General features: G+C 54.7%; 21 protein-coding genes. 6 read left to right on the plus strand and 15 right to left on the minus strand.

Going from position 1 to position 19,928, the window contains the following annotated elements; all coding sequences use genetic code 11:
* Window positions 1-17 precede the first annotated feature (17 nt).
* Genes HUF18_RS14790 through HUF18_RS14800 form a run of 3 tightly spaced genes read left to right on the plus strand, consistent with a single transcriptional unit; the run spans window position 18 to window position 2,056 of the window.
* Window positions 18-1,088, plus strand: coding sequence for a pentapeptide repeat-containing protein (locus HUF18_RS14790; protein ID WP_225692718.1), 1,071 nt, complete (start codon window positions 18-20; stop codon window positions 1,086-1,088).
* Window positions 1,085-1,627, plus strand: coding sequence for a DUF3540 domain-containing protein (locus tag HUF18_RS14795; protein ID WP_225692719.1), 543 nt, complete (start codon window positions 1,085-1,087; stop codon window positions 1,625-1,627). Before HUF18_RS14790 ends, HUF18_RS14795 begins: the two co-directional genes overlap by 4 nt.
* A 30-nt stretch (window positions 1,628-1,657) precedes the next feature.
* The gene (locus tag HUF18_RS14800; protein ID WP_145468750.1) at window positions 1,658-2,056 is read left to right on the plus strand and encodes a DUF4150 domain-containing protein; all 399 of its coding nucleotides are present in this window, start codon (window positions 1,658-1,660) and stop codon (window positions 2,054-2,056) included.
* A gap of 22 nt (window positions 2,057-2,078) precedes the next feature.
* On the opposite strand, the gene HUF18_RS14805 is transcribed toward HUF18_RS14800, so the two are convergent.
* From HUF18_RS14805 to HUF18_RS14835, 7 genes are all read right to left on the minus strand, one after another.
* Window positions 2,079-2,678, minus strand: coding sequence for a hypothetical protein (locus HUF18_RS14805; RefSeq protein WP_225692720.1), 600 nt, complete (start codon window positions 2,676-2,678; stop codon window positions 2,079-2,081).
* Between the two features lie 53 nt (window positions 2,679-2,731).
* Complete coding sequence (locus HUF18_RS14810; RefSeq protein ID WP_342453577.1) at window positions 2,732-3,130, minus strand: SPOR domain-containing protein; 399 nt, start codon at window positions 3,128-3,130, stop codon at window positions 2,732-2,734.
* A 259-nt stretch (window positions 3,131-3,389) separates the two neighbouring features.
* Complete coding sequence (locus tag HUF18_RS14815) at window positions 3,390-4,640, minus strand: tetratricopeptide repeat protein (RefSeq protein ID WP_225692721.1); 1,251 nt, start codon at window positions 4,638-4,640, stop codon at window positions 3,390-3,392.
* Between the two features lie 352 nt (window positions 4,641-4,992).
* Window positions 4,993-5,415 (minus strand): hypothetical protein, encoded by a 423-nt coding sequence (locus HUF18_RS14820; RefSeq protein ID WP_225692722.1) that lies wholly within the window; start codon window positions 5,413-5,415, stop codon window positions 4,993-4,995.
* 30 nt (window positions 5,416-5,445) lie between these two features.
* Window positions 5,446-6,057 carry an anti-sigma factor family protein gene (locus HUF18_RS14825; RefSeq protein WP_225692723.1) on the minus strand — a complete coding sequence of 204 codons (612 nt, stop codon included), beginning with the start codon at window positions 6,055-6,057 and terminating at the stop codon, window positions 5,446-5,448.
* 51 nt (window positions 6,058-6,108) lie between these two features.
* Window positions 6,109-6,654, minus strand: a complete 546-nt coding sequence (locus HUF18_RS14830; protein ID WP_145468756.1) for an RNA polymerase sigma factor — start codon at window positions 6,652-6,654, stop codon at window positions 6,109-6,111.
* An 85-nt stretch (window positions 6,655-6,739) separates the two neighbouring features.
* Window positions 6,740-7,645, minus strand: coding sequence for a DUF4382 domain-containing protein (locus HUF18_RS14835; RefSeq protein ID WP_225692724.1), 906 nt, complete (start codon window positions 7,643-7,645; stop codon window positions 6,740-6,742).
* A 265-nt stretch (window positions 7,646-7,910) separates the two neighbouring features.
* Between HUF18_RS14835 and HUF18_RS14840 the strand changes: the two genes are divergently transcribed.
* The gene (locus HUF18_RS14840) at window positions 7,911-9,146 is read left to right on the plus strand and encodes a tyrosine-type recombinase/integrase (RefSeq protein WP_225692725.1); all 1,236 of its coding nucleotides are present in this window, start codon (window positions 7,911-7,913) and stop codon (window positions 9,144-9,146) included.
* Between the two features lie 63 nt (window positions 9,147-9,209).
* On the opposite strand, the gene phbB is transcribed toward HUF18_RS14840, so the two are convergent.
* Window positions 9,210-9,956 carry an acetoacetyl-CoA reductase gene (gene phbB / locus HUF18_RS14845; RefSeq protein ID WP_145468758.1) on the minus strand — a complete coding sequence of 249 codons (747 nt, stop codon included), beginning with the start codon at window positions 9,954-9,956 and terminating at the stop codon, window positions 9,210-9,212.
* A gap of 250 nt (window positions 9,957-10,206) precedes the next feature.
* On the opposite strand from phbB, the gene thiI reads away from it, so the two are divergent.
* Window positions 10,207-11,724, plus strand: a complete 1,518-nt coding sequence (gene thiI, locus HUF18_RS14850) for a tRNA uracil 4-sulfurtransferase ThiI (RefSeq protein WP_225692726.1) — start codon at window positions 10,207-10,209, stop codon at window positions 11,722-11,724.
* Window positions 11,725-11,828: 104 nt separating this feature from the next.
* Here the strand turns inward: thiI and HUF18_RS14855 are convergent, their stop codons facing one another.
* The gene (locus HUF18_RS14855) at window positions 11,829-13,682 is read right to left on the minus strand and encodes a TonB-dependent receptor plug domain-containing protein (protein ID WP_225692727.1); all 1,854 of its coding nucleotides are present in this window, start codon (window positions 13,680-13,682) and stop codon (window positions 11,829-11,831) included.
* 227 nt (window positions 13,683-13,909) lie between these two features.
* Here HUF18_RS14855 and xthA point away from each other — a divergent pair, with 227 nt between their 5' ends.
* Window positions 13,910-14,722 carry an exodeoxyribonuclease III gene (gene xthA / locus HUF18_RS14860; protein ID WP_225692728.1) on the plus strand — a complete coding sequence of 271 codons (813 nt, stop codon included), beginning with the start codon at window positions 13,910-13,912 and terminating at the stop codon, window positions 14,720-14,722.
* 74 nt (window positions 14,723-14,796) lie between these two features.
* Here xthA and HUF18_RS14865 read toward each other — a convergent pair whose 3' ends face one another.
* Genes HUF18_RS14865 through HUF18_RS14890 form a run of 6 tightly spaced genes read right to left on the minus strand, consistent with a single transcriptional unit; the run spans window position 14,797 to window position 19,870 of the window.
* Complete coding sequence (locus HUF18_RS14865; RefSeq protein ID WP_225692729.1) at window positions 14,797-16,089, minus strand: tetratricopeptide repeat protein; 1,293 nt, start codon at window positions 16,087-16,089, stop codon at window positions 14,797-14,799.
* Window positions 16,089-16,709, minus strand: a complete 621-nt coding sequence (locus HUF18_RS14870; RefSeq protein WP_225692730.1) for an energy transducer TonB — start codon at window positions 16,707-16,709, stop codon at window positions 16,089-16,091. Before HUF18_RS14870 ends, HUF18_RS14865 begins: the two co-directional genes overlap by 1 nt.
* Window positions 16,709-17,116: an ExbD/TolR family protein gene (locus tag HUF18_RS14875; RefSeq protein WP_145468764.1), complete on the minus strand. Its 408-nt coding sequence runs from the start codon at window positions 17,114-17,116 to the stop codon at window positions 16,709-16,711. Before HUF18_RS14875 ends, HUF18_RS14870 begins: the two co-directional genes overlap by 1 nt.
* Before the next feature lie 18 nt (window positions 17,117-17,134).
* Window positions 17,135-17,638 (minus strand): MotA/TolQ/ExbB proton channel family protein, encoded by a 504-nt coding sequence (locus HUF18_RS14880; protein WP_225692731.1) that lies wholly within the window; start codon window positions 17,636-17,638, stop codon window positions 17,135-17,137.
* A 1-nt stretch (window position 17,639) separates the two neighbouring features.
* Window positions 17,640-19,037 carry a MotA/TolQ/ExbB proton channel family protein gene (locus tag HUF18_RS14885; protein ID WP_225692732.1) on the minus strand — a complete coding sequence of 466 codons (1,398 nt, stop codon included), beginning with the start codon at window positions 19,035-19,037 and terminating at the stop codon, window positions 17,640-17,642.
* Window positions 19,037-19,870, minus strand: a complete 834-nt coding sequence (locus tag HUF18_RS14890) for a DUF3450 domain-containing protein (RefSeq protein ID WP_225692733.1) — start codon at window positions 19,868-19,870, stop codon at window positions 19,037-19,039. Before HUF18_RS14890 ends, HUF18_RS14885 begins: the two co-directional genes overlap by 1 nt.
* Window positions 19,871-19,928: the final 58 nt, after the last annotated feature.

Raw genomic sequence — 19,928 nt, forward strand, 5'->3', positions numbered from 1 at the left:
GTTACAGGGAAGGTACTATGAATAATAAACTGGCATTGATTCAGACGCTGATCGGCAGCGGCCAGACCATTATGAATCAGGATCTGGCCGGAGAATCCTGGGCAGACATATCCCTGGTTGGAGCGGTCTTTATTGACTGTTCTTTTGCAGCTACTCAACTGACCGGTTGCGATCTTAGCCGAACGGTATTTATTCAGTGTGATTTCAGCCATTCACAATTGACTGATAATACAATCCAGCAATCCAGCTTTGTCCGTTGCATCTTTAATGACAGTCAATGGCGAGGGGAATGCGGCAGCAGTACGTTGTGCGAAAGCGACCTGAGTCTCAGTCACTGGCTGCAGGTAAAGCTGACGGCAACAACATTCAGCCAGTGTAATCTGAGCCAGAGTGTCTGGAGTGGCTGTACCTTTCATGCGGTCAATCTGTCTGAAGTTGACACTTCCGGCATGACACTGGAGCGCTGCGACTTCAATAATATTTCCTGGCTGAACAGCGACTTCTCCACCATAACACTGAAAAATGTCAGCTTTGAAAAGGCCTTGTTATTGCAATGCCGGTTCACCGACAAAGACCTGTCGGGCATACGCTTCCGGGCCTGTACCTGCACTGAAAGTCAGTTTGCCCGCATCCGCTTCAGTGCGGCGGATCTGGCCAATTCGAATTTTTCCAAATGTCAGCTGGCGGAAGTGGATTTTTCTGATTGCAATCTGAATCAGGCACTGTTTATCGAAAGTCAGATCAGCGGATGTCATTTTACGAGTGCACACCTGGCTAATGCTAATTTCCAAAAAGCCGAACTGAGTGAAACCAGCTTTAAAAACAGCTACCTGACGGAGTCCTGGTTTAAGTTGGCAGTGGTCAGCAAAGTTGATTTTTCCGGTAGCGATATGCGCTACGCCAATCTGAGTTACTCGCAACTGCAGCACTGTGATTTTATCAACGTCCAGCTTTTGCGGACCAATCTGCATGCTGGCAAAGAAACCAGCTGTCGCTGGAATGGCAGCAACACCGCTGAATTATTACTGACCGATCCGGATCAGCAGGAACTGGACAAACAACTGGCAGATTACGGAGTAAGCGCATGACACCCTGTATAGAATTTCCACTGAACCATCAGTATCAGCCGACGCCACTGGAAAACGCCTACAGCGGGGTGATTACCGCTATTGATGCTAGCAATGACCAATGGATTATCGATCAGCATTTTACAGCGCAAAAGGCCGTCAGTTTATTAATAAAACCGGAGGCTGGTGATCTGGTTTATTTTGTCCGCATCGGTACGGAATTTTTCATCACTCAGATACTGCAGCGCCAAAAAAGTGATAACGCTTCCCACCCTCTGTCTCTCGAAAGTGATCAGCCGCTGTATATCCATGCTCCCGAACTGAAGCTGAGTGCCTGGCATACGCTGGAACTGACTTCGGTCAACACATTATCGGTTGCTGCAGAGCAGGGGAGTTTCTGTTTTTCCGGTGCGCTGATTCAACAGAGTGAAAATCTGATCCAGCAGGTTGGCCATATGAATCTGACCGCCCGCGGCCTTCTGCGCCTGAATGCAAAGCAGCAGTTAATTACAGCCGAAGAAGATGTACGTATCGATGGCAAACGCATCAATATGGGCTGACAGCGCCTCAATTTAAAACAGGAGAATACTATGTTTGCCACCACACAAAGTCCGGCAATGCATCTGTCAGCACTGGATGTTTGCAAAACACCGATTGGGCCGGTTATTACGCCTATTCCATATCCGAATATCGGAATGTCTTCTACAGCCATTCCCAATATTTTTAATATGTATACGGTAGCTATGCCGGATCACAATTTATTGACCACGGTGCCGCTGTCTAATGGTGATCAGGCAGGGGTTCTGATGGGGGTGGTTTCCAGCATGATGATGGGGCCGGTTAAAAACATGCTGGGCAGTTTCAAGGTGTACAAGATGGTAATGCCTGCGACCAAAATGCTTTCACCCAGCCTTCATAATGGCGAGCTGCCCAATACCGTTGGTACAACACTGACGCCATCACAGGTCAAGGTCATGATTCTCAGCTGACGCCAGCAGTGTCTGGCGTTTATCAGAGTGAGAAATCCAGCCCCACGCCCTGAATGCCATCGAGAGGCGCTTCCTGTACCAGAGGCAGGCGGGTTTGTTTTCCGGCCTTTGGGGCAGGGTGTGCAGACTGTACAGGTGCCATTAGCTGAGGCTGTGAGGTCTCTGTGGGTTCAGCCTGCAGATTTCCCGCTTTATGTGCAGATTCGGAATGCGTTGTTCGCGGCTGTGGTGCTGCCGCAACGACGCTCTCGGACAGCGCATCACTGTTCAGATAGCCCCGGCTTTTAGTACCCGGATAGCTGTCTCTGCGACTGCCAGTCTGTGGTGGGGCCATTCCATTCAGATAGCTCTGATCCTGAGCATGGAGCTGGTGAAACAGCGTGCTGTTTGCACGTACCGACAAGTAATTATCCGTTGCTGCGGGTTCTGGCTGGCGACTGGTACGCAGATTAAGTCCTGATTCATCCAGGCTGCGCAGGCGCACATCAACAGGCGAAGGAGCCTCAGAGCCATAAGCCTGAGCCAGACGATAAGGAACGGCGGTAAAACCGGAGCTGTCCGCTCCGCTGCGGACAATCCGCACCATCTGTTGGTAATTCCGCAGTGGCGGTGGTGTTTTCATCGGCATTTCCTTGTCCTGTACTGATTCTGCTGAACGGGCTGGCGCAGCGTGCTTCAGTCCGCCGGCCAGGCGATAAGTCTGGGAGTCTGGCCCTGAACCATCAGTGAGTACTGCAACTGTTCCGCAGCCGGGCGCTCCGCAAAGGGGCCAACTGCCAGTATAAGCCAGTGACGATCATCTTCACTGACGGCGAATACAACAGGCGTAAAAGGCAGCTTAACCGCTGCAGTTTCGAGTTGCTTTAATTCAGCCTCAATCACTGCAGGGCTGCTGCTCATATACAGCTGCAGTCCATAGTGGATGTCTGCGCCGGTTGCAGAGTCAGGTGATAACTGGCCGGACAAGGACAGCTCAGCATTGGTGACCGGACGCAGCTTGAGTGAAGATGCGGCAGGAGATGCAGGATAATCGGGAAGCCACAGGGTTAGTCCCGCACCGGCTGCGGTCAGCAATATAACGATCAGACCAAATGCTTTCAGAAAGGACTCCTGATTCCATTCCAGAGTTATGTGCAGAGGTTACTTGCAGATGAAGGGCTGTGCAAACGACCTTTATATTTCCGATAATTGATATTATCGGAATAGGTGTGTCGGCGTAAAAATGCGGACTGTCCATCGGCACGAGTTCTAATAAATCTGCACATCTTTGATTTATACGCCGGATGCAATCCTGCACTGCTAATTACAAACCAGCCCAGCGTGACGTTCGTTATCACCACTGATAGCCCGCACCGGCATAAACCTGATGCTGAGTAAAATCGTACAGCTCAAAACGGTCATTCGCTTTACCCGCCATAACTCCGGCATGTAGTCGCCACTGGTTTGTACGCCATTGCAGATCGGCACTGATACGCCAGAGCTCCTGACGGCGGCGAGCAGTTTTTTCTGTACCGTCGAGATCAATGATCGTCAGCGATTCATGGTAAAGAGCATGGCGTTTTTCCAGCTGAGCGCGCAGGCTCAGTCCCCGCGCCCAGCTCATTCTTGCGCCGGTAAACACTGAGCGCAGCATGCGACCGCTATTGGTGAATGATGCCTCCGTGCCTGATTGGCTGGTGTCTTCCAGCTGGTAACCCAGCCAGCCACGCCAATAGTAATTGCCCGATTCCAGACTCAGGCGCAGGCGTTGCTGCAGGCGGTCATCCGTATTGTCGCCAAAGCGATACTCATAACCGGCGGAATATAAGGCTGAGAGCTTAGTTCCATATTTCCGATAATTTGAAGATATATCTACAAAGGGGGTTGCGGCATACGGCGCACCATCCCAGCGTTCGTAGCGCACACCGGCGCGAACATCCGCAGCAACGGGTACGACTGCCGCAGACTGCCAGAGTTCTCTGTCGGCACTCAGCTGCAGCCAGTCAGGTGCATCATGGCGCTGATAATCACGGAGAAATAACGCGGCATTCCAGCGTTGCGCAGGCAGATCAGCAGCCAGATAAAGGTCGGTGTAATAATCAGCGACGGCCAGTGAATGGTGCAGCTGATCCGGGTTGCTGTCATAACCGCCCTGCACCTGCATAAACACCTGTGGCCTTAGGCTGGCGACAGCCTCTGCCTGCGCCAGGCGTTCACTGGCAAGAGCAACCAGGCGCGGGTCAGAATCCAGCTGCATCACTTGCTGCCAGTACTCACGTGCCTTGCCGGGATTGCTCAGTTTTGCTTCGGTCAGTCCGAGGTTGTAGCTGGCCAGCGCCTGCCAATCGGAATATGCCGCAAGTTCAGTAAACGCGGTACGCGCCTGGGGGTACTGCGTCAGCCGGTAATAGCTGACGCCGATGTTGTAGAGCAAGGCCGGGCTTTGATTGCCCGCCTGACGGGTGGCGATAAAGTGCGTCAGAGCCTCGTGGTAATCACCGGCACGGAAAGCCTCGACGCCACTCTGATAACTGGCTGGAGCGGCCAGAATGCGGGGGGCACTGAGCAGCAGGATAAAAACAGGCGCAAAAATAAGATATCGCAATGGGATGTGTCATTTGGAGCAAAGGCGGCAGTATATCGCCCCGGGCGGCTGCGGGGCAGCCGCTTTCTGTATTAGGGCCTGTCGACACTAATTAAACAGACCTGTTATCGGCTAAAAATTTCTCAGGCAAGGCGCTGAGAGTGTGGCCTAACGGGTTAAGCGAGCGAACAGCAACGCAGGATGAGGGATTTTTAGCCATAACCCTTCGGGCTGAGGCCAGTTTTCCTCATTAACATCGTCGTTTGTCATTCATTTAACCCGTTAATATCACTCCTCTCTCCTTGTTCTGAGAAAAACTGGCTCTCAGCAGGCCGGATTTACTTAGTGTCGACAGGCCCTAATGAGCAGTAGTTCAGTCTTTGTTCTGCCCCGGCGGAATATCCGGCCGGTTACCCGGAGGGCCGTCCAGTTCACGCTGCTGGCGGCGCTCTGCTGCCGCTTCCTGTGCACGTTCCCGTGCAGCTTCTCCCGGATTGCGGTTCATCTGTGCGGCACTGTCAGAGCCGGTCCCGGCATTCTGGCGCGTACGTGATGAAGCCGGCTGAGGCAGGCGGATTTCATGGTAAATCACATCCGGTGTCGCCTGCTCATCGATAACGTCGATGGTTACTTCCGCATCACTAATGTCCGCATGCGCAACGGAACTGAAAGCGCTGAAAAACATAGCAGCAACGCTGAGAATCATGGCAGCGACACGCGGCAGCGCTGCCAGACATTGCTCAACAGCCCCTTTAACAAGAGCCTGCACGCGCTGCGGTTTAACGTACTTTTGCATAGCTTTGCAAAGCCCCTCTCAATAAGCCCATCAGATAGCCCTGGCCGGCATTGTCGCGTCAGCGGCGGGATGATCAAGATTTACCTGGATTTCTTTGTGCGACTGACCGTAACTCAGGGTCACCGTTAGTCCGCCATTGCTGACCGAATGAACACTCACGGGCAGTATCAGGCGATTACTGCCCTGCTGCAGAGGTGTCTGCCAGCGAATCACCGGCTCATCATAACCGGTCAGCAAAACCCCTTTACCCGGCCGGATCTCAATGGTCGCCGACTCAATATCCGCAGGGGCGTTAAACACAAGGGCCACATTCTGTTGCCAGGTGATATCCGCAGCCTGCTGCGAATTAAACATCACGGCTACCGCCATAAGCAGCAATGCGGCAAATGCCGACGCGGAGGGTAACAGCCAGCGCTTAGGTTCAGGCTGCGGCTGGCGCTGATACAGCAACGCCTCACTGATTACCTTCTGACGGAAATCAGCAGCAGGCATCGGGACGGATGCCCGTAACTGCTGGCAAGCCTCTTCCAGGCGGAGCTCCTCGGCTACAGAGCGGCAATCGGGGCACGCAACCAGATGGTCGAGCACCGCAGCAGAATATTCAGCGGCGCACAGCTGTGGCCGGCATTGCTGACAGTTCATAAACAATACTCCGCTGATGATTGACTGTTACTGTTAACACGTCCGGGCCGACTAAAACGATCCATGTAATTTTCCCTTCAGCTTCTCCCGCGCCCGGTGCAGACGGGATTTTATCGTACCTTCGCTGATGCCAAAGACCACGGCGATTTCTGCGGTGGTGAATCCTTCCAGATCGTGCATCAGCACAACATCCCGGTGATCATCCGACAGCGAGGTAAGCGCCCTTTCCAGCTGCGCTGCCAGCGCCAGACGGTCTGGTTTGTCCATAACGCTGCTTTCTGCTTCTGCAGCAGAACCTGCTTCCGCACAATCTTCCGCCGGCAGAACCGGAGAGCGCTGGCGGCGGCGATACAGATCAACGTAGCGATAATACAACACCCGGATCAGCCAGGGCTGCGGCTTATCGGCGGCTTCCAGCTCATCAAGCCGGTTAACAATGCGGATCAGCACATCCTGCACAAGATCTTCGGCATCATGGGTGTTACGCGTCCAGTGCCAGGCCATGCGATACATGGTCTCAATATGGGGACCGACCAGTTCACTGAAGCGGCGTTCTGAAGCACGCGCCGGGCGGAATAAACGGGTAAAAAACGCCAACGGCGGTACTCCGAGTACAAAGACAAACCATCAGGGCAATCCATCATAGGCACAAGCAGGCTCAGTGTCTGCCTGTGCCTGTCACTCAGATACCGGAAAAATCCGCCTGAGTTGTCTGATCGACCACCACTTCAGCATTGGCCTGCTCGGCAAAGACGATAACATCATCGCTTTCCGGATCGTCAGTCGCTGCTTCACAGGTGTAAGCCAGGGTGTAGGTGCCTACCGGCATAAAACCTAACTCATAGCTGTACACACCTGCGTTTTCATTAACCAGTGCAGAGGTCAGCGGATCGCCGGCATCGCCGTCCACATCATCCGCTACAGCATCACTACCGACAAAGGCGTACACCGCACCGGCATCCAGGCTGGCGTCGGCGCAGGCGCTGGCGATCAGTTCGCCTGCCACTGTGCCGGTAATGGTGCCGGACTGGGCGTTATCAATCAGACGCAGAGCCGGCTTAAGGTGCATACCCTGGCCGCCTTTAGGGTCAACAACGGACTTGCGGAGGTCGAAGTCGATGGTGAAATCCGCACTGCCACCGGCCAGCAGGGTAAAGCCGCGCACCAGTTTCAGGCCGGTCTGGCTACCGCTAGGTACGCTTAACTCCTGCACAGAGCCATCTTCAAACTCAATATAGGAATCCAGCACACTATCCTGCTCGGCATTCACCAGCAGGCGCATCCACTGATATTCACCGGCCGGCAATTCCTGACCTTCGAGCAGGTTGGCAGAGTTGCTGCCCTGCAGCGCCAGCAGGTCAATGGTGCGCGGCTCATCAAACAGAATTTCGGTACGGCTGCCACCGGACTGCAGTTCAACACCACTGAAGCTGACAACAACCTTGCTGGCGGAATCGACCGGAGCATCGGTCACATTCAGTGACAGACGGCCGGTATCTGAACCGGAGGAGCTGCCGTTACAACCAGCAACCAGTGCGGACGTCACCGCCAGAAACAGTGAATTGCGTAACCAGTTAGTACGAAACATCGGAGTACCTCTTTATATGTTGGCGTGTGTGCAGTAACACGAACCAGGGCGGCAAAGGGTTCCATCTTTTTTTAATATTCTTTCACCCATTCTCGAAATTACGAAATAGCTCTATAAAAATCCTATTGTTTTCAATTGCATACAAGATTTATTTGAAGCGTTTAAGGAAGATAAGGATTGTAATTTCAGGCCCAAACAAAGGCGCACTGGCTCCTTCCGCGATTAGTCGTTATTCTTTGCCTAATTCTTATTTCCGATAATTGCCATGCTGAACACCTCTCCCGCCCCGCTAATAGACCAACTCGACTACCTGGGCAATCCACTGAGCAGCGCCCGCCGCATTCTGACACTGCACCCCGAGCTGCAGCGCATTGATGGTGCTTTTGAAGATCTGGTGCACAGCTTCAGTTTTCTGGTCAGCTATAACGGCAGTACGGCTACGTTCAACAGCTACCGGCGTGAAGTTGAGCGTCTGCTGCAATGGTGCTGGCTGGTACGCGGTTGCGGCCTGGGTGAGCTTAAACGACAGGATCTTGAGACCTATATCCACTTCTGCCAGTCACCTCCAAAATCCTGGATTGGCAGCAAACAGGTGGCGCGCTTTAAAAATCATCAGGGTGAACGGGTCGCCAACCCCGACTGGCGCCCCTTTGTGAATCAGGCGATCAAGGCCGACCCGCAGGCGCGCACTGTTTTTTCACTGTCACAGAAAAGCCTGCAGGCGTTGTTCGCCGTACTCTCAACCTACTTTAATTATCTGCTGCAGGAAGATTACCTGCGCATCAATCCGGTGGCGCTGATTCGCCAGAAGAGCAAATTTCTGCAGCGCCATGCCTATCAGGAGCCGGTGCGGCGCCTGTCGAATCTGCAGTGGGATTTCATTCTGGAAACCGTCGAACAACTGGCGAAAGAAAGCCCGGCCGAGCACGAGCGCTCGCTGTTTGTGATGCGCCTGCTGTTTGGTATGTATCTGCGGATCTCCGAACTGGTGGCCGATGAACGCTCAACACCGGTTATGGGTGATTTTCATACCGATGCCGATGGTAACTGGTGGCTCAGGGTTGTCGGCAAAGGCAACAAGGCACGCCTGGTGACGGTGTCTGACGATATGCTCGCCGCGCTGCGCCGCTACCGCGAGCATCTGAATCTGCCACGCCTGCCCTATGTCGGCGAACAGACACCACTGGTGCAACGACTGAAAGGACGCGGCCCGGTGACCAGCACCCGTCAGATCCGTTATCTGGTGCAGTCCTGCTTCGATCAGGCCTTTGAGCGTATGCGCAGTCAGGGGCTGGAGGATGAAGCACAGGAATTACGCGTGGCCACCGTGCACTGGCTGCGCCACACCGGTATTTCCGAGGACGTAAAATTCCGCCCCAAGGAACACGTTAAGGAAGACGCCGGTCATGCCAGCATGGCCACGACCGACCGTTACATCGACACTGAGCTGCGTGAGCGCCACGCCAGTGCCCGCCATAAAAAGCTGAAGCCGGAGCTGTAACCCCGGCTTCGCCTCTTTAATCCCGGAATGCACCGCATGAAGTGCGGCGCGAAACAGGCCGGTTCAGTGCATATACTGACCGCCGTTAGCGGAGATATTGGCACCGGTCACAAAGCCCGCCTTCTCATCGGCCAGAAAGCTCACCACGCGGGCGATGTCTTCAGGCTCGCCAAAACGTCCGACCGGAATCCCCTTACGGATGTCTTCACGGATCTCTTCCGGCACATCCATGATCATGCTGGTGGCGATATAGCCCGGCGACACCGTATTCACGGTAATACCTTTGCTGGCGACTTCCTGCGCGACGGCCTTGGTAAAGCCGTACATGCCGGCTTTGGCGGCAGAATAGTTAGCCTGACCGAACTGGCCTTTCTCACCGTTAATGGAAGAGATATTGACGATACGCCCCCACTTTTTCTCCAGCATGTCATTGATCACCAGGCGGGTCATATAGAACACCGAGGTCAGGTTGGTCTCGATCACATCGTGCCAGTATTCCGGAGACATTTTACGCAGCGTAGTGTCACGGGTGATGCCGCCGTTATTGATCAGTACATCGATGGTGCCGAAGTCCTTGCGGATACCCTCAATGCAGGCTTCACAGGAAGCGAAGTCGCGGATATTGCCGTACGCCAGGGCGATGTCGTATCCCTCTTCTTTCAGCTTATCCTGCCAGGTCTGCGCTTTGTCGTGGTTGCCGCCGTGATAGTAGCCGGCAACCACCTGATAGCCATCGTCATGCAGCTGCTTGCAGATCGCGGTGCCAATGCCGCCGGTTCCGCCGGTTACCAGTGCAATTCGTTTTGTCATGTCCTACTCCTTCAGTTTCATGATGAGATCCCATTACGGGCGAGATGCAATACCAGAGATTGCTCAGCCAATATGACATTACGATGACCTTGCCCCATATGGCAGCACGCCCCTTAAAAGCCTCATGCTTTGGACATAGCCCGACTATGCGCAAAGCGGTCGAAACCTGCTCTGGCCCGCCCTGCGGATGCCCTGTGGGCGGAAGTAGGATATAATCCGCGCCCCCAATTTATTGTCCCTCCGCCGCCTTATGAAGTTCGTAATCAAGCTGTTCCCGGAAATCACCATCAAATCCACCAGTGTGCGCAAGCAGATGACCAAAATTCTGCGTCAGAACCTGCAGAATATGTTCCGCCGCCACGCCATTTCGGTGGATGTACAGAACCGCTGGGACAGCCTGATCGTTCTGGTCAACCGCGATGACGATGCGGCCCGCCGTCAGACCATTCAGATCCTGTCGCACACACCGGGCATTGCTGCAGCACTGGAAATCACTGAATACACCTTCACCACGCTGGACGAAGCCTATCAGCGCGTACGCGATGCCTACCGTGAGCGCGTCGCCGGTAAATCCTTTTGTGTGCGCATCAAGCGTGCAGGTCTGCACGATTTCACCTCCCACCAGGCGGAAATCTATATGGGCGGCGGCTTCCTGAAAGAAACCGAGGCGCTGCGCGTTGATCTGCACCGCCCGGAAGTGACCGTACTGGCCGAGCTGCGTAACGACAAGGTTCAGGTGGTGCAGCAAACCATCAAAGGACTGGGCGGCTATCCGCTGGGCAGCCAGGGCGAAGTGCTGAGCCTGATTTCCGGTGGCTTTGACTCCACCGTTGCCAGCTACCTGATGACCCGCCGCGGCCTGAAAACCCACTTCTGTTTTTTCAATCTGGGCGGCAGTGCGCATGAGATCGGCGTGAAGCAGGTTTCCCACTATCTGTGGAGCACCTTTGGTGAAAGCCACCGGGTTAAGTTTGTTACCGTGCCGTTCGAGAAGGTTGTGGCCGAAATTCTGACCAATGTCGATACCGGACAGATGGGCGTTGTACTCAAGCGTATGATGCTGCGCGCGGCCTCGCGCGTGGCAGAAAACCTGAATCTGCCGGCACTGGTCACCGGCGAAGCCGTGGCCCAGGTCGCCAGCCAGACCATTACCAATCTGGCGGTGATCGATGACGTTGCCGACCGCATGGTGCTGCGTCCGCTGGCGGCTATGGATAAGCAGGACATCATCGATACCGCCCGCCGTATCGGCACCGAAATGTTCGCGGCCACCATGCCGGAATACTGCGGTGTGATCTCAGTGAACCCGACCACCGTGGGAGATCGCAGCAAAGTCGCCGACGCTGAAGCCAAATTTGATATGGCAGTACTGGAGCAGGCGCTGGCCGACGCCACCTACCAGCGCATCGACGATGTGCTTAATGGCGCCGAGAGCGGTCTGGAGAATGTCGATATTATTACTACTCCGGGGCTGAACGATGTGATCATCGACATCCGCCACCCGTCGGAAGCGGCAGACGCCCCGCTGACGCTGACCAATAACAGCGTGCTGACCATTCCGTTCTTTGACCTCGATAACCGCGTGAATGAACTGACCAGACAACAGCCGGACACCCGCTTCCTGCTCTACTGCCAGAAAGGCACCATGAGTAAGATTCATGCCCATCACCTGATGAGCGAGCAGCGCGGTAACTTTGCGGTGTTTATGGAACCGGGCTTTGTTAAGCCAGCCTATAAGGCGGAAGCCAGCGACAGCAGCGAAGACTAACGCTCTGCTTCTGCTGTGCGCATAAAAAAGCCGGAGTGGCTGTCAATACTGAACAGTCACTCCGGCTTTTTTATGATCGGCATTTCACCTTTCACACCTGCGATTTACAGACCCGCGCTGATCTCAAAGCGATAGCCGGTGCCGGGCGCTTCAATAAAGCCACTGTCGATATAGTCCGCGTCCAGCACATTGGTCGCCGCAACGGCCCAGCTCCAGCCATTATTCTGCTGCTTTAAGCCCAGATCCCAGATTCGGTAACCGTTTTGATTGTAACGGTCTTCAAACTTGTACAGTGATGTCGCACTCAGGCCCGGCAGCAATTCATAAGCCAACGCCAGAACCACCTGATGCTCAAACTGAGATTTGCTGTAGAGGGCTTTCTCATACTGATTGGTAAATTCCTGAACCAGACGGGTATAGCTCAGACTGGCCTTCTGCAGACCACTTGCCGCCAGCAGGCCGGTGGCATCCAGCTCGATATCGTAACCTTTGGTGTCAATTGCATCGATATTACGTGCGGTGTAGTAATTAATGGCCGGATCGGCGACTTCGGCCGCTGTCTGAGTGTAATCAATGGCATCGCTGGTATTGCGTTTAAAGACCGCCAGCCGGGTTTGCAGGCCCGCCAGATTCAGGCGCGCACCCAGTTCAGCGCTACTGGTCTCTTCTGCTTTAAGGTCGGCGTTACCCTGATTTCCAGTGTTGGTCACGGGGTTGATCTGGTAAAGATACAGATCATTCATGGTCGGCACGCGCACGCTTTTACCGGCGTTCAGATACAGTTGCTGACCGGCCGCCAGGGTCAGGGTCAGGCCCAGCACCGGTAAGGTATAGCTGTCGCCGCCATCATAATCGAGATACGACAAACTGCCCGCCAACTGCACGGCGCCAAAGTCGTACTGACCAAACGCAAAGGCACTGCTGTATTCACGTTCATGGCGATCACCCTGCGTCGAGGTGCTGTCGATGTCTTCCTGATTAAACTCATAGCCCAGCGCCAGTGATTCATTCAGGCGAAAACGCAGGCGGCTCTGCAAGGCATTGGTCTGATGCACGGAAGGAGCATAATTCAGATAGTAAAATTCATCGTCGTGCTGGCGCCAGTTAACGGCAACATCAACACTGCGACCGGCGGAATAACGCTGTTCATGGGTAAGGTAAGCGTGGCGCTGAATGGTGCTTTCATTGGTACGCAGGTTCGGTGGTGTGTAAAACCCCTGAGTACCAAAGTCCCGATCCAGATAGCCCAGTCCAAGCACTGTGGTGTGGGCATTATTCTGGTGCACCAGGCGGTAATTGCCCTGCTGACTAATGTAATCCAGATCGGCACCCTTGATGTAGGTATCGGATTCCTGCTGACTGACCGCTGCAAAGTGGCTCCAGTTGCCCTGGGTTTTGGCCAGGCTCAGCAGACCACGGGCGTAATCTTTACTGCCGGCTTCGGCTTTTAACAGCGCGCTGCGGCCATTTTCAGACTCCACCTGCTTGCGTGTAACCAGATTGATCACCCCGGCATTACCGTTCGGGCCATACTGTCCGGCACCCGGGCCGCGGACAATCTCAATGCGTTCAATATCTTCCAGAGTGACCGGCAGATCGAAATTATGATGGCCGGTCTGCGGGTCATTCATGCGCACGCCATCGACCAGAATCAGCGTCTGCTCATAACCTGCTCCACGGATACCAAGATCGACCTGCGCACCACTGCCACGCTGGCGCACATCCAGACCACCAACCCACTCCAGCGCATCAGCCAGATTGGTCACCGGTAATGATTTCAGGTCGGCGCGTTCAATCACCTCAACCGCAAATGCCTGCTCGGCAATGTTCTGGCTGAATAACTGGCCGGTAACGCGCTGCGCATCCAGCTCGACGGTATCAGCTGCCTGAGACTGACTGGCAAGCATCTGAGCAATCAGTGCCGCCAGAATGGCCGGTTTAAAAGGTGTGCGGTTCATGATGACCTCATCGGTTGCAATGGCCGGACTGGCCGGTAAAAACAATGGCGCTCAGTGTAGTGATTTTGACTGATCACCCAACTGGAGTGATCAGTCCGGGTTTTCATCTGCTTGTTTTTCAGCCAATCAACTTGTGCTGCCCTGCTCCGGCCGACCAACACTCGACCTGACCTGATGTTGCCAGACTGTTATTATGGCGGCTGTTTCTATTAGCGTCAGGATCAGCCATGACCACCATCATCAGTTTCAATATTAACGGCGTCCGCGCCCGGCCTCATCAACTGGAAGCTATTCGCGACCAGCTTAATCCGGATGTGCTTGGTTTGCAGGAAACCAAGGTGCAGGACGCCGAATTTCCGCTGGCGGATATTCAGGCACTGGGATTTCATGTTGAGTTTTTTGGCCAGAAAGGTCATTACGGTGTAGCCCTGCTGAGTAAAACCGCCCCCATCTTTGTGCAGAAAGGCTGGCCATGGGATGACGCCGATGCGCAGAAGCGCATTATTCATGCACGCTACGAAATTGACGGCAAAATCTGGAATGTGCTGAACGGTTATTTCCCGCAAGGGGAAAGCCGTGACCACGAAACCAAATTCCCGGCTAAAGAAAAGTTTTACGCCGACCTGCAGCGTTACCTGAGTGAAAACTTCACCCCGGCCGACCGGGTGATTGTGATGGGTGATATGAACATTTCACCGGAAGATACCGACATCGGCATTGGCGAACCGAACCGTAAGCGCTGGCTTAAAACCGGCAAGTGCAGTTTCCTGCCGGAAGAGCGCGAATGGTATCAGCGCCTGCTCGGCTGGGGTTTGCAGGATACCTATCGCAAACATTATCCGGCCAGCAACGACACCTTCAGCTGGTTTGATTACCGCTCCAAAGGCTTTGATGACGAGCCCAAACGCGGCCTGCGTATCGACCATATTCTGGCAACGCCTGCGGTATACGAAGAATGCACCGCAGCGGGTGTCAGCTACGATATCCGCGCACTGGAAAAACCGTCAGATCACGCACCGATCTGGGCAACCTTTTCCTGAGCAGGCTTTATCTCCGGCAATAAAAACGGCGCCTGATAAGCGCCGTTTTTTATTTAAATCCGCATGGTCAGATATCAGCCGGGATATTGTTCCAGCGTATCCAGATAATCCAGCCATACGCGGGCATTGGCTGCAACCGCTGCCAGCGTCAGCGCCTGCTGGAAATAACGCCGTGCCGCGGCAAATTCTTTCAGTTCGTAAGCGCAGCTTCCGGCTAGCATTAATGCCCGGGGTTTATCCCGTTCTGACAGGCCTTTTTTCAGCGCCGCTTCGCTGTCATTCAAAGCTTCCTGATATTGTGCAGCCTGTTGCTGCATCTGTGCCGCACGGTACAGCAGACTGCCATCGTCCATAAAAGCACTGGCTTCACGCATGGCGATTACGGCTTTATCGCGCTCGCGCCCCTGCTGCCAGGCCGCCGCCAGTAAGCGCCAGTTACGTTCATTTAATTCAACGGTCTCGTCTTTGATATGTGCCTGCAGAATACGTCCGGCGCGCTCAGGGATATTTTCGCTGATCAATAATTGCACCAGCAGCAGAATACTGTCGGCTTTTTTCAGATAGTGTCCGGCGTATCCCAACTCCAGTGTGCGCAGGGCCAGCTTCGGCTTTTCCAGCAACTGATAAATAGCCGCCTGCTGCTGCCAGTAATCTTCTTTGCCAGGATTTATACGCAGCAGATCATCCAGCACCGCGGCGGTTTTCAGATAGGATTTTTGCTGATAGTGCGCCGCCATCAGCATCTGCAGCCAGTTTTCTTTCGGTTTGTCGCCACGTGCCTGTGTGCGTTCAATACCCTGCAGCAACCAGGGAATGGAGGCGGCGTAATTTTTTTCCAGCTGATAGGCCGAGGCCAGCGTGATAAAGCTCAGCGGCTGAATCCAGTCGGCGTTTTTTTCTTTGTCACCTTTACCCTTGCTGCTGTTTTTTTCTTTTTCCACCTGCAGGATCTTTGTCAGTCGTGGTTCCAGCTCAGCAATGGCTGCATTGGTGTTTTCTGCCGCCAGATGCAGTTGCGCCAGCGTGGTCGACAGTGCTGATTCCTGCGCCGGAGCCAGCGCATTAAGACTCAGCGCTTTGCTGTACCTGGTCATGGCCTCATTGTTTTTTTCCTGCAGCAGATACAGCTGGCCGTGCAACTGATAGGTTAGCGCCAGACCGAATCCGGGGGTTAAATCCTCTTCCAGCTCCAGCAGAGCTTCTTCGGCTTCACTGTACTGCTGTGCCGCCAGCTGTTCCTGAATGGCATTCAATGCTTCATAAGTGGATGGTGACAGGCTGTTATTGGCGGCCTGCAGCGCCGGAGCCAGCAGGCAGAACAACAGTCCGAAAAACAGCCCGGGAAACGGGGTGGTAAAAAGACGCATCAGGAATCACCCAGCTTAAATTCAATGGTCTGGGTTGCCTGTTGCGCAACCGGCCGGCCATTTTCCATTTTCGGTTTGAATTTGTATTTATACAGCGCCCGGATGGCTTCGCGCTCAAACACGCCACGTGGCTCAGCTTCGATGATTTCCACATCATCGACTGTGCCTTCGGGGTTGATCGCCAGACGCGCCGTTACATAGCCTTCGATTTTCTGTCGCACTGCTTTTTGTGGATATACGGCATTCATCCGTACCAGCGGAATAACATCGGTATCGCCAAAGCCCATACCAACCACGGCGTCGCCCAATAGCGAGTTTTGCGCCAGTGATAAATCCGGATTTACATCAGGCATATTAAACGGCAGTTGCTGCATCGGCGTATTTTGCTCGGCCACCGATTCTTTTGGCAGTTGCGGTTTTTTCGGCTTGAGCGGCTCCTGCTTGCGCCGTTCTTTCAACTGGGTTTTGCTTTCCTGCTTCAGGCGCACAAAGTCGACATAGGTGTTGTCGCGATTATCGCGTTTGAGCTCCCCCGGACCAGACACCATCTGATGCATTGCCCAGAACAAGCCGAGACTGACCCCGCAAGCCAGTAATAAAGCAATCGCCAAACGGGGCATCAGTTAGCCGCCTCGGCGGAAATAGAAATATTGGTAATTCCGGCCAGACGTACCTGATCCATCACCTTGACCAGAAGGCCGGTCGGTGAAAATTCGTCAGCCTGAATAATCACAGCCCCTTCCGGGTTTTCTGCTTTCATGCGCTCAATGTTCGGACGCACCGCGCGCACATCAATTGCGCGGCGATCGATCCAGATTTCACCATTGGCGCGGATCGCTAGCAGAATATTACTGCCCTTTTTCTCTTCGGCGGTCTGCGCACTCGGGCGGCTGACGGTTACGCCGCTTTCTTTAACGAAAGAGGTCGTAACAATAAAAAAGATCAGCATGATAAAGACGATATCCAGCATCGGGGTGATATCGATATCGTTGCCATCGGCTTCACTATCGGTGTGACGACGTGCCATAACAAATAATCCGTAAATTCAGTCGGTCGTTAGCCATTCGGCGAGCTGATGCACGCCGCGCTCACTTAAACGTTTAAAGCGGGTGCGGAAATACAAACCGGTCAGCGCCACCACCAGTCCGGCCATGGTCGGAATGGTCGCCTGAGAGATACCCGACGCCATAGCCCGCGCATTACCGGTACCGGTCACCGCCAGCACATCAAACACACTGACCATGCCGGTCACGGTTCCCAGCAAGCCCATCAGCGGACAGATGGCGATCAGAATGCCAACCAGTGACAAATATTGCTGCGCCGCCTGCTTTTGCTGACTGAGCCAGGCCGCGCGGATTTTGCGCGCATTCCAGCTCTGGTGTTCGCTGCGCTGTGCCCAGCGTTCGGCAATAACGCGATTCAGGCGTGGCATCTCGCGGTAGAAAAACCACAGGCGCTCAATGATCAGACTCCAGAGCAGCACGCACAGCACCAGAATGCCGTACAGTACCGGGCCGCCCTGGGCCATAAAGTCCAGCAGCCACTGCATCTCAGTTGCCTTTCGGGTTCTGGCCGGAGCGGTTTTCCAGCGCCTGGGCGATCAGTCCGGCAGACTGTTCATCCAGCAGCTGAATCAGCGCCTTGCTGCGTGATGCCACCCAGTTGTGAGCCAGCAGCAGCGGGATTGCGGCCAACAGACCCAGTACGGTGGTGATCAGTGCCTGAGAAATACCGGACGCCATCAGCTTCGGATCGCCGGTGCCGAAATTGGTGATCGCCTGAAAGGTCGCGATCATGCCGGTTACCGTACCCAGCAGACCCAGCAGCGGCGCGATGCCGGCAAAGAGTTTGATGATGGTCTGGCCGCGCTCCAGCGCCGGCAGTTCGCGCAGAACCGCCTCGTCCATTTTGGCTTCCAGTACATCCACATCCAGCGGTTGCGGCAGATTGCGGTAGCTGGCCAGTACGCGTCCGAGTGGGTTGTCTTCTGCAGCGCTGTCGATGTTATCCAGCTGCTGACGAACCTTGCGACCAACCGTACCCAGCACTACCAGGCGCCAGCCCGCCAATGCCAGACCAATCAGGCCCAGGCCGATAATGATGTAGCCAACCAGTGCGCCCTGCTGCACCCGCTCCAGCAGGTCCGGGCTTTCCAGTGACAGGTTCAGCAAGGCGCCACGGCTTGGGTCCAGTGCAAAAGGTGCGACGGCCGCATTGGCGTTCAGCCATTCAGGGATCATATCCGCCGCACCCGGCTGACGGCCCAGCATCTGCAGTTGCTTCAGTTCGGCGTCATAAGCCAGATAACCGCTGTCATCCACGGCATTGAACACACCCAAGCGGGTAACGCTGCGCTTCTGTGGCTTGCCATCGGCGCCAATCACCACGCTATCAAAGGATGTCACGGCGCCATTGATGGTCATTTCCTGCTGCAGGCTGAACCACAGCGCTTCCAGCTCGGCGATGGTCGGCAGCTCTTTGGCTTCCGCCAGCTTGTTCAGATCGGCTTTGCGCTGAGGAATCTCAACCGAGGTCAGGCTGTCGCCCAGCACGGTGTTCAGATCGTTAGCAACCTGACGCACCACGCCAAACATCTCGCCCAGATTCCCCACCCGCAAACGCAGTTCTTCTTCACGTTCGGTCAGTGCCTGCTCGTTATTGTCGAAGCGCTCTTTCAGCGAGTCGGCCAGCTGCTGTTCACGTTTCAGAGCGGCGCGCGCCTCACTCAGCAAGCGTTTCTGGGTGTTCAGATCGCTGAGGAACTGTGTCTCGCGGGCTTTGTTCTGTGCCGCTTCTTCACGGCTGTAAGTGCCGATCTGATTCAGCAGGCCGGTCAGCGGATCGCTGTTTTTGGCTGTCTGATCAGCAGCATCCTCAGCCATTGCCGCGGTGCTGAAGGTGATACTCAGAAGTGCCGGCAGTAACACGGAGGACAGGAAGGGTTTCATTATTGCGCCTCCGCCTGGTTGTTGGATGTTGTCGTAACAGATTCAAGAGAGGCCTGAGTCGGCAGCGGCAGAACCATCAGTTCCGGTGCGGCAATCTGTTGTGCCACTTTCAGCGCTTTGCGCAGGTCGCGCATATAGCTGTCATCCAGCGCCAGCCAGTTGCCCTGCCCCTTATGCCAGAGCCAGGCACGCTGACCGTCATTGCTGATGCGGTACAGTGCCAGGCGTCCAACCCGCAGAAAATCGTAAGAAATGTTATCCATCTGGCCACGGTAGGCTTCGATATTACGGCCGTAATCCACTTCCACCTGATAGGCTTCCAGCACCCGGCGGAATTTTTCTGACACGGTAACGTCGGCACGGGTCAGCAGGTCTTTCAGCAGTGCGATACGGGCACCGCGCTCCTGTGGCAGAAAAGGTGTATCCAGTGCCACGAACTGCTCAAGAGAATCCAGCATGCGGCTCATCAGCGGCAGAATGCCCCGTTCGGTACGCTCAATTTCGGTAATCTGACGCGCGAGCGACTCCAGCTCTTTATCCTGGTTATAAACGATGGCGGCCATCTGACGGTTATAGAGCGCCAGCTGTTCTGTTTCGGCACGCAGCTGACGGTACTCGTTCAGCAGCAGCTGGGTCTGATCATCCAGTTTCTCAACCTTCTGCTGGCTGTTGCGGCCACTGTTGTCGGTGGCACTGATCTGCTGCTGAGCGCTGGTCAGAGTATCTGACTGGCTGTCGGCCCTGGTTCCGGTTTGAGTCCCGGTTTGAGGGGCAGCCTGAGCACTGAGCGTGCAGGCCAGCAAGCATGTGGCGAGGATATACGGGGTTTTCATGACCGGTCGTGTCCCTGTCAATGTGAAGTGATATTTCAAGCGAGAAGTCTAACGGCTT

It is taken from the genome of Thalassolituus sp. ST750PaO-4 (genome assembly GCF_020320405.1).
Lineage (GTDB): Bacteria > Pseudomonadota > Gammaproteobacteria > Pseudomonadales > Oceanobacteraceae > Venatoribacter > Venatoribacter alkanivorans.

Excerpts from the sequence above, each read along its gene's own strand:
- HUF18_RS14835 (WP_225692724.1), bottom strand. The coding sequence starts at position 7,645 with ATGTTTCGTACTAACTGGTTACGCAATTCACTGTTTCTGGCGGTGACG.
- HUF18_RS14865 (WP_225692729.1), bottom strand. The coding sequence starts at position 16,089 with ATGCGTCTTTTTACCACCCCGTTTCCCGGGCTGTTTTTCGGACTGTTG.
- HUF18_RS14795 (WP_225692719.1), top strand. The coding sequence starts at position 1,085 with ATGACACCCTGTATAGAATTTCCACTGAACCATCAGTATCAGCCGACG.
- phbB (WP_145468758.1), bottom strand. The coding sequence starts at position 9,956 with ATGACAAAACGAATTGCACTGGTAACCGGCGGAACCGGCGGCATTGGC.
- HUF18_RS14790 (WP_225692718.1), top strand. The coding sequence starts at position 18 with ATGAATAATAAACTGGCATTGATTCAGACGCTGATCGGCAGCGGCCAG.
- HUF18_RS14875 (WP_145468764.1), bottom strand. The coding sequence starts at position 17,116 with ATGGCACGTCGTCACACCGATAGTGAAGCCGATGGCAACGATATCGAT.
- HUF18_RS14855 (WP_225692727.1), bottom strand. The coding sequence starts at position 13,682 with ATGAACCGCACACCTTTTAAACCGGCCATTCTGGCGGCACTGATTGCT.
- HUF18_RS14840 (WP_225692725.1), top strand. The coding sequence starts at position 7,911 with ATGCTGAACACCTCTCCCGCCCCGCTAATAGACCAACTCGACTACCTG.
- HUF18_RS14825 (WP_225692723.1), bottom strand. The coding sequence starts at position 6,057 with ATGAACTGTCAGCAATGCCGGCCACAGCTGTGCGCCGCTGAATATTCT.
- HUF18_RS14805 (WP_225692720.1), bottom strand. The coding sequence starts at position 2,678 with ATGAAAACACCACCGCCACTGCGGAATTACCAACAGATGGTGCGGATT.
- xthA (WP_225692728.1), top strand. The coding sequence starts at position 13,910 with ATGACCACCATCATCAGTTTCAATATTAACGGCGTCCGCGCCCGGCCT.
- HUF18_RS14820 (WP_225692722.1), bottom strand. The coding sequence starts at position 5,415 with ATGCAAAAGTACGTTAAACCGCAGCGCGTGCAGGCTCTTGTTAAAGGG.
- HUF18_RS14880 (WP_225692731.1), bottom strand. The coding sequence starts at position 17,638 with ATGCAGTGGCTGCTGGACTTTATGGCCCAGGGCGGCCCGGTACTGTAC.
- HUF18_RS14870 (WP_225692730.1), bottom strand. The coding sequence starts at position 16,709 with ATGCCCCGTTTGGCGATTGCTTTATTACTGGCTTGCGGGGTCAGTCTC.
- HUF18_RS14890 (WP_225692733.1), bottom strand. The coding sequence starts at position 19,870 with ATGAAAACCCCGTATATCCTCGCCACATGCTTGCTGGCCTGCACGCTC.
- thiI (WP_225692726.1), top strand. The coding sequence starts at position 10,207 with ATGAAGTTCGTAATCAAGCTGTTCCCGGAAATCACCATCAAATCCACC.
- HUF18_RS14885 (WP_225692732.1), bottom strand. The coding sequence starts at position 19,037 with ATGAAACCCTTCCTGTCCTCCGTGTTACTGCCGGCACTTCTGAGTATC.
- HUF18_RS14800 (WP_145468750.1), top strand. The coding sequence starts at position 1,658 with ATGTTTGCCACCACACAAAGTCCGGCAATGCATCTGTCAGCACTGGAT.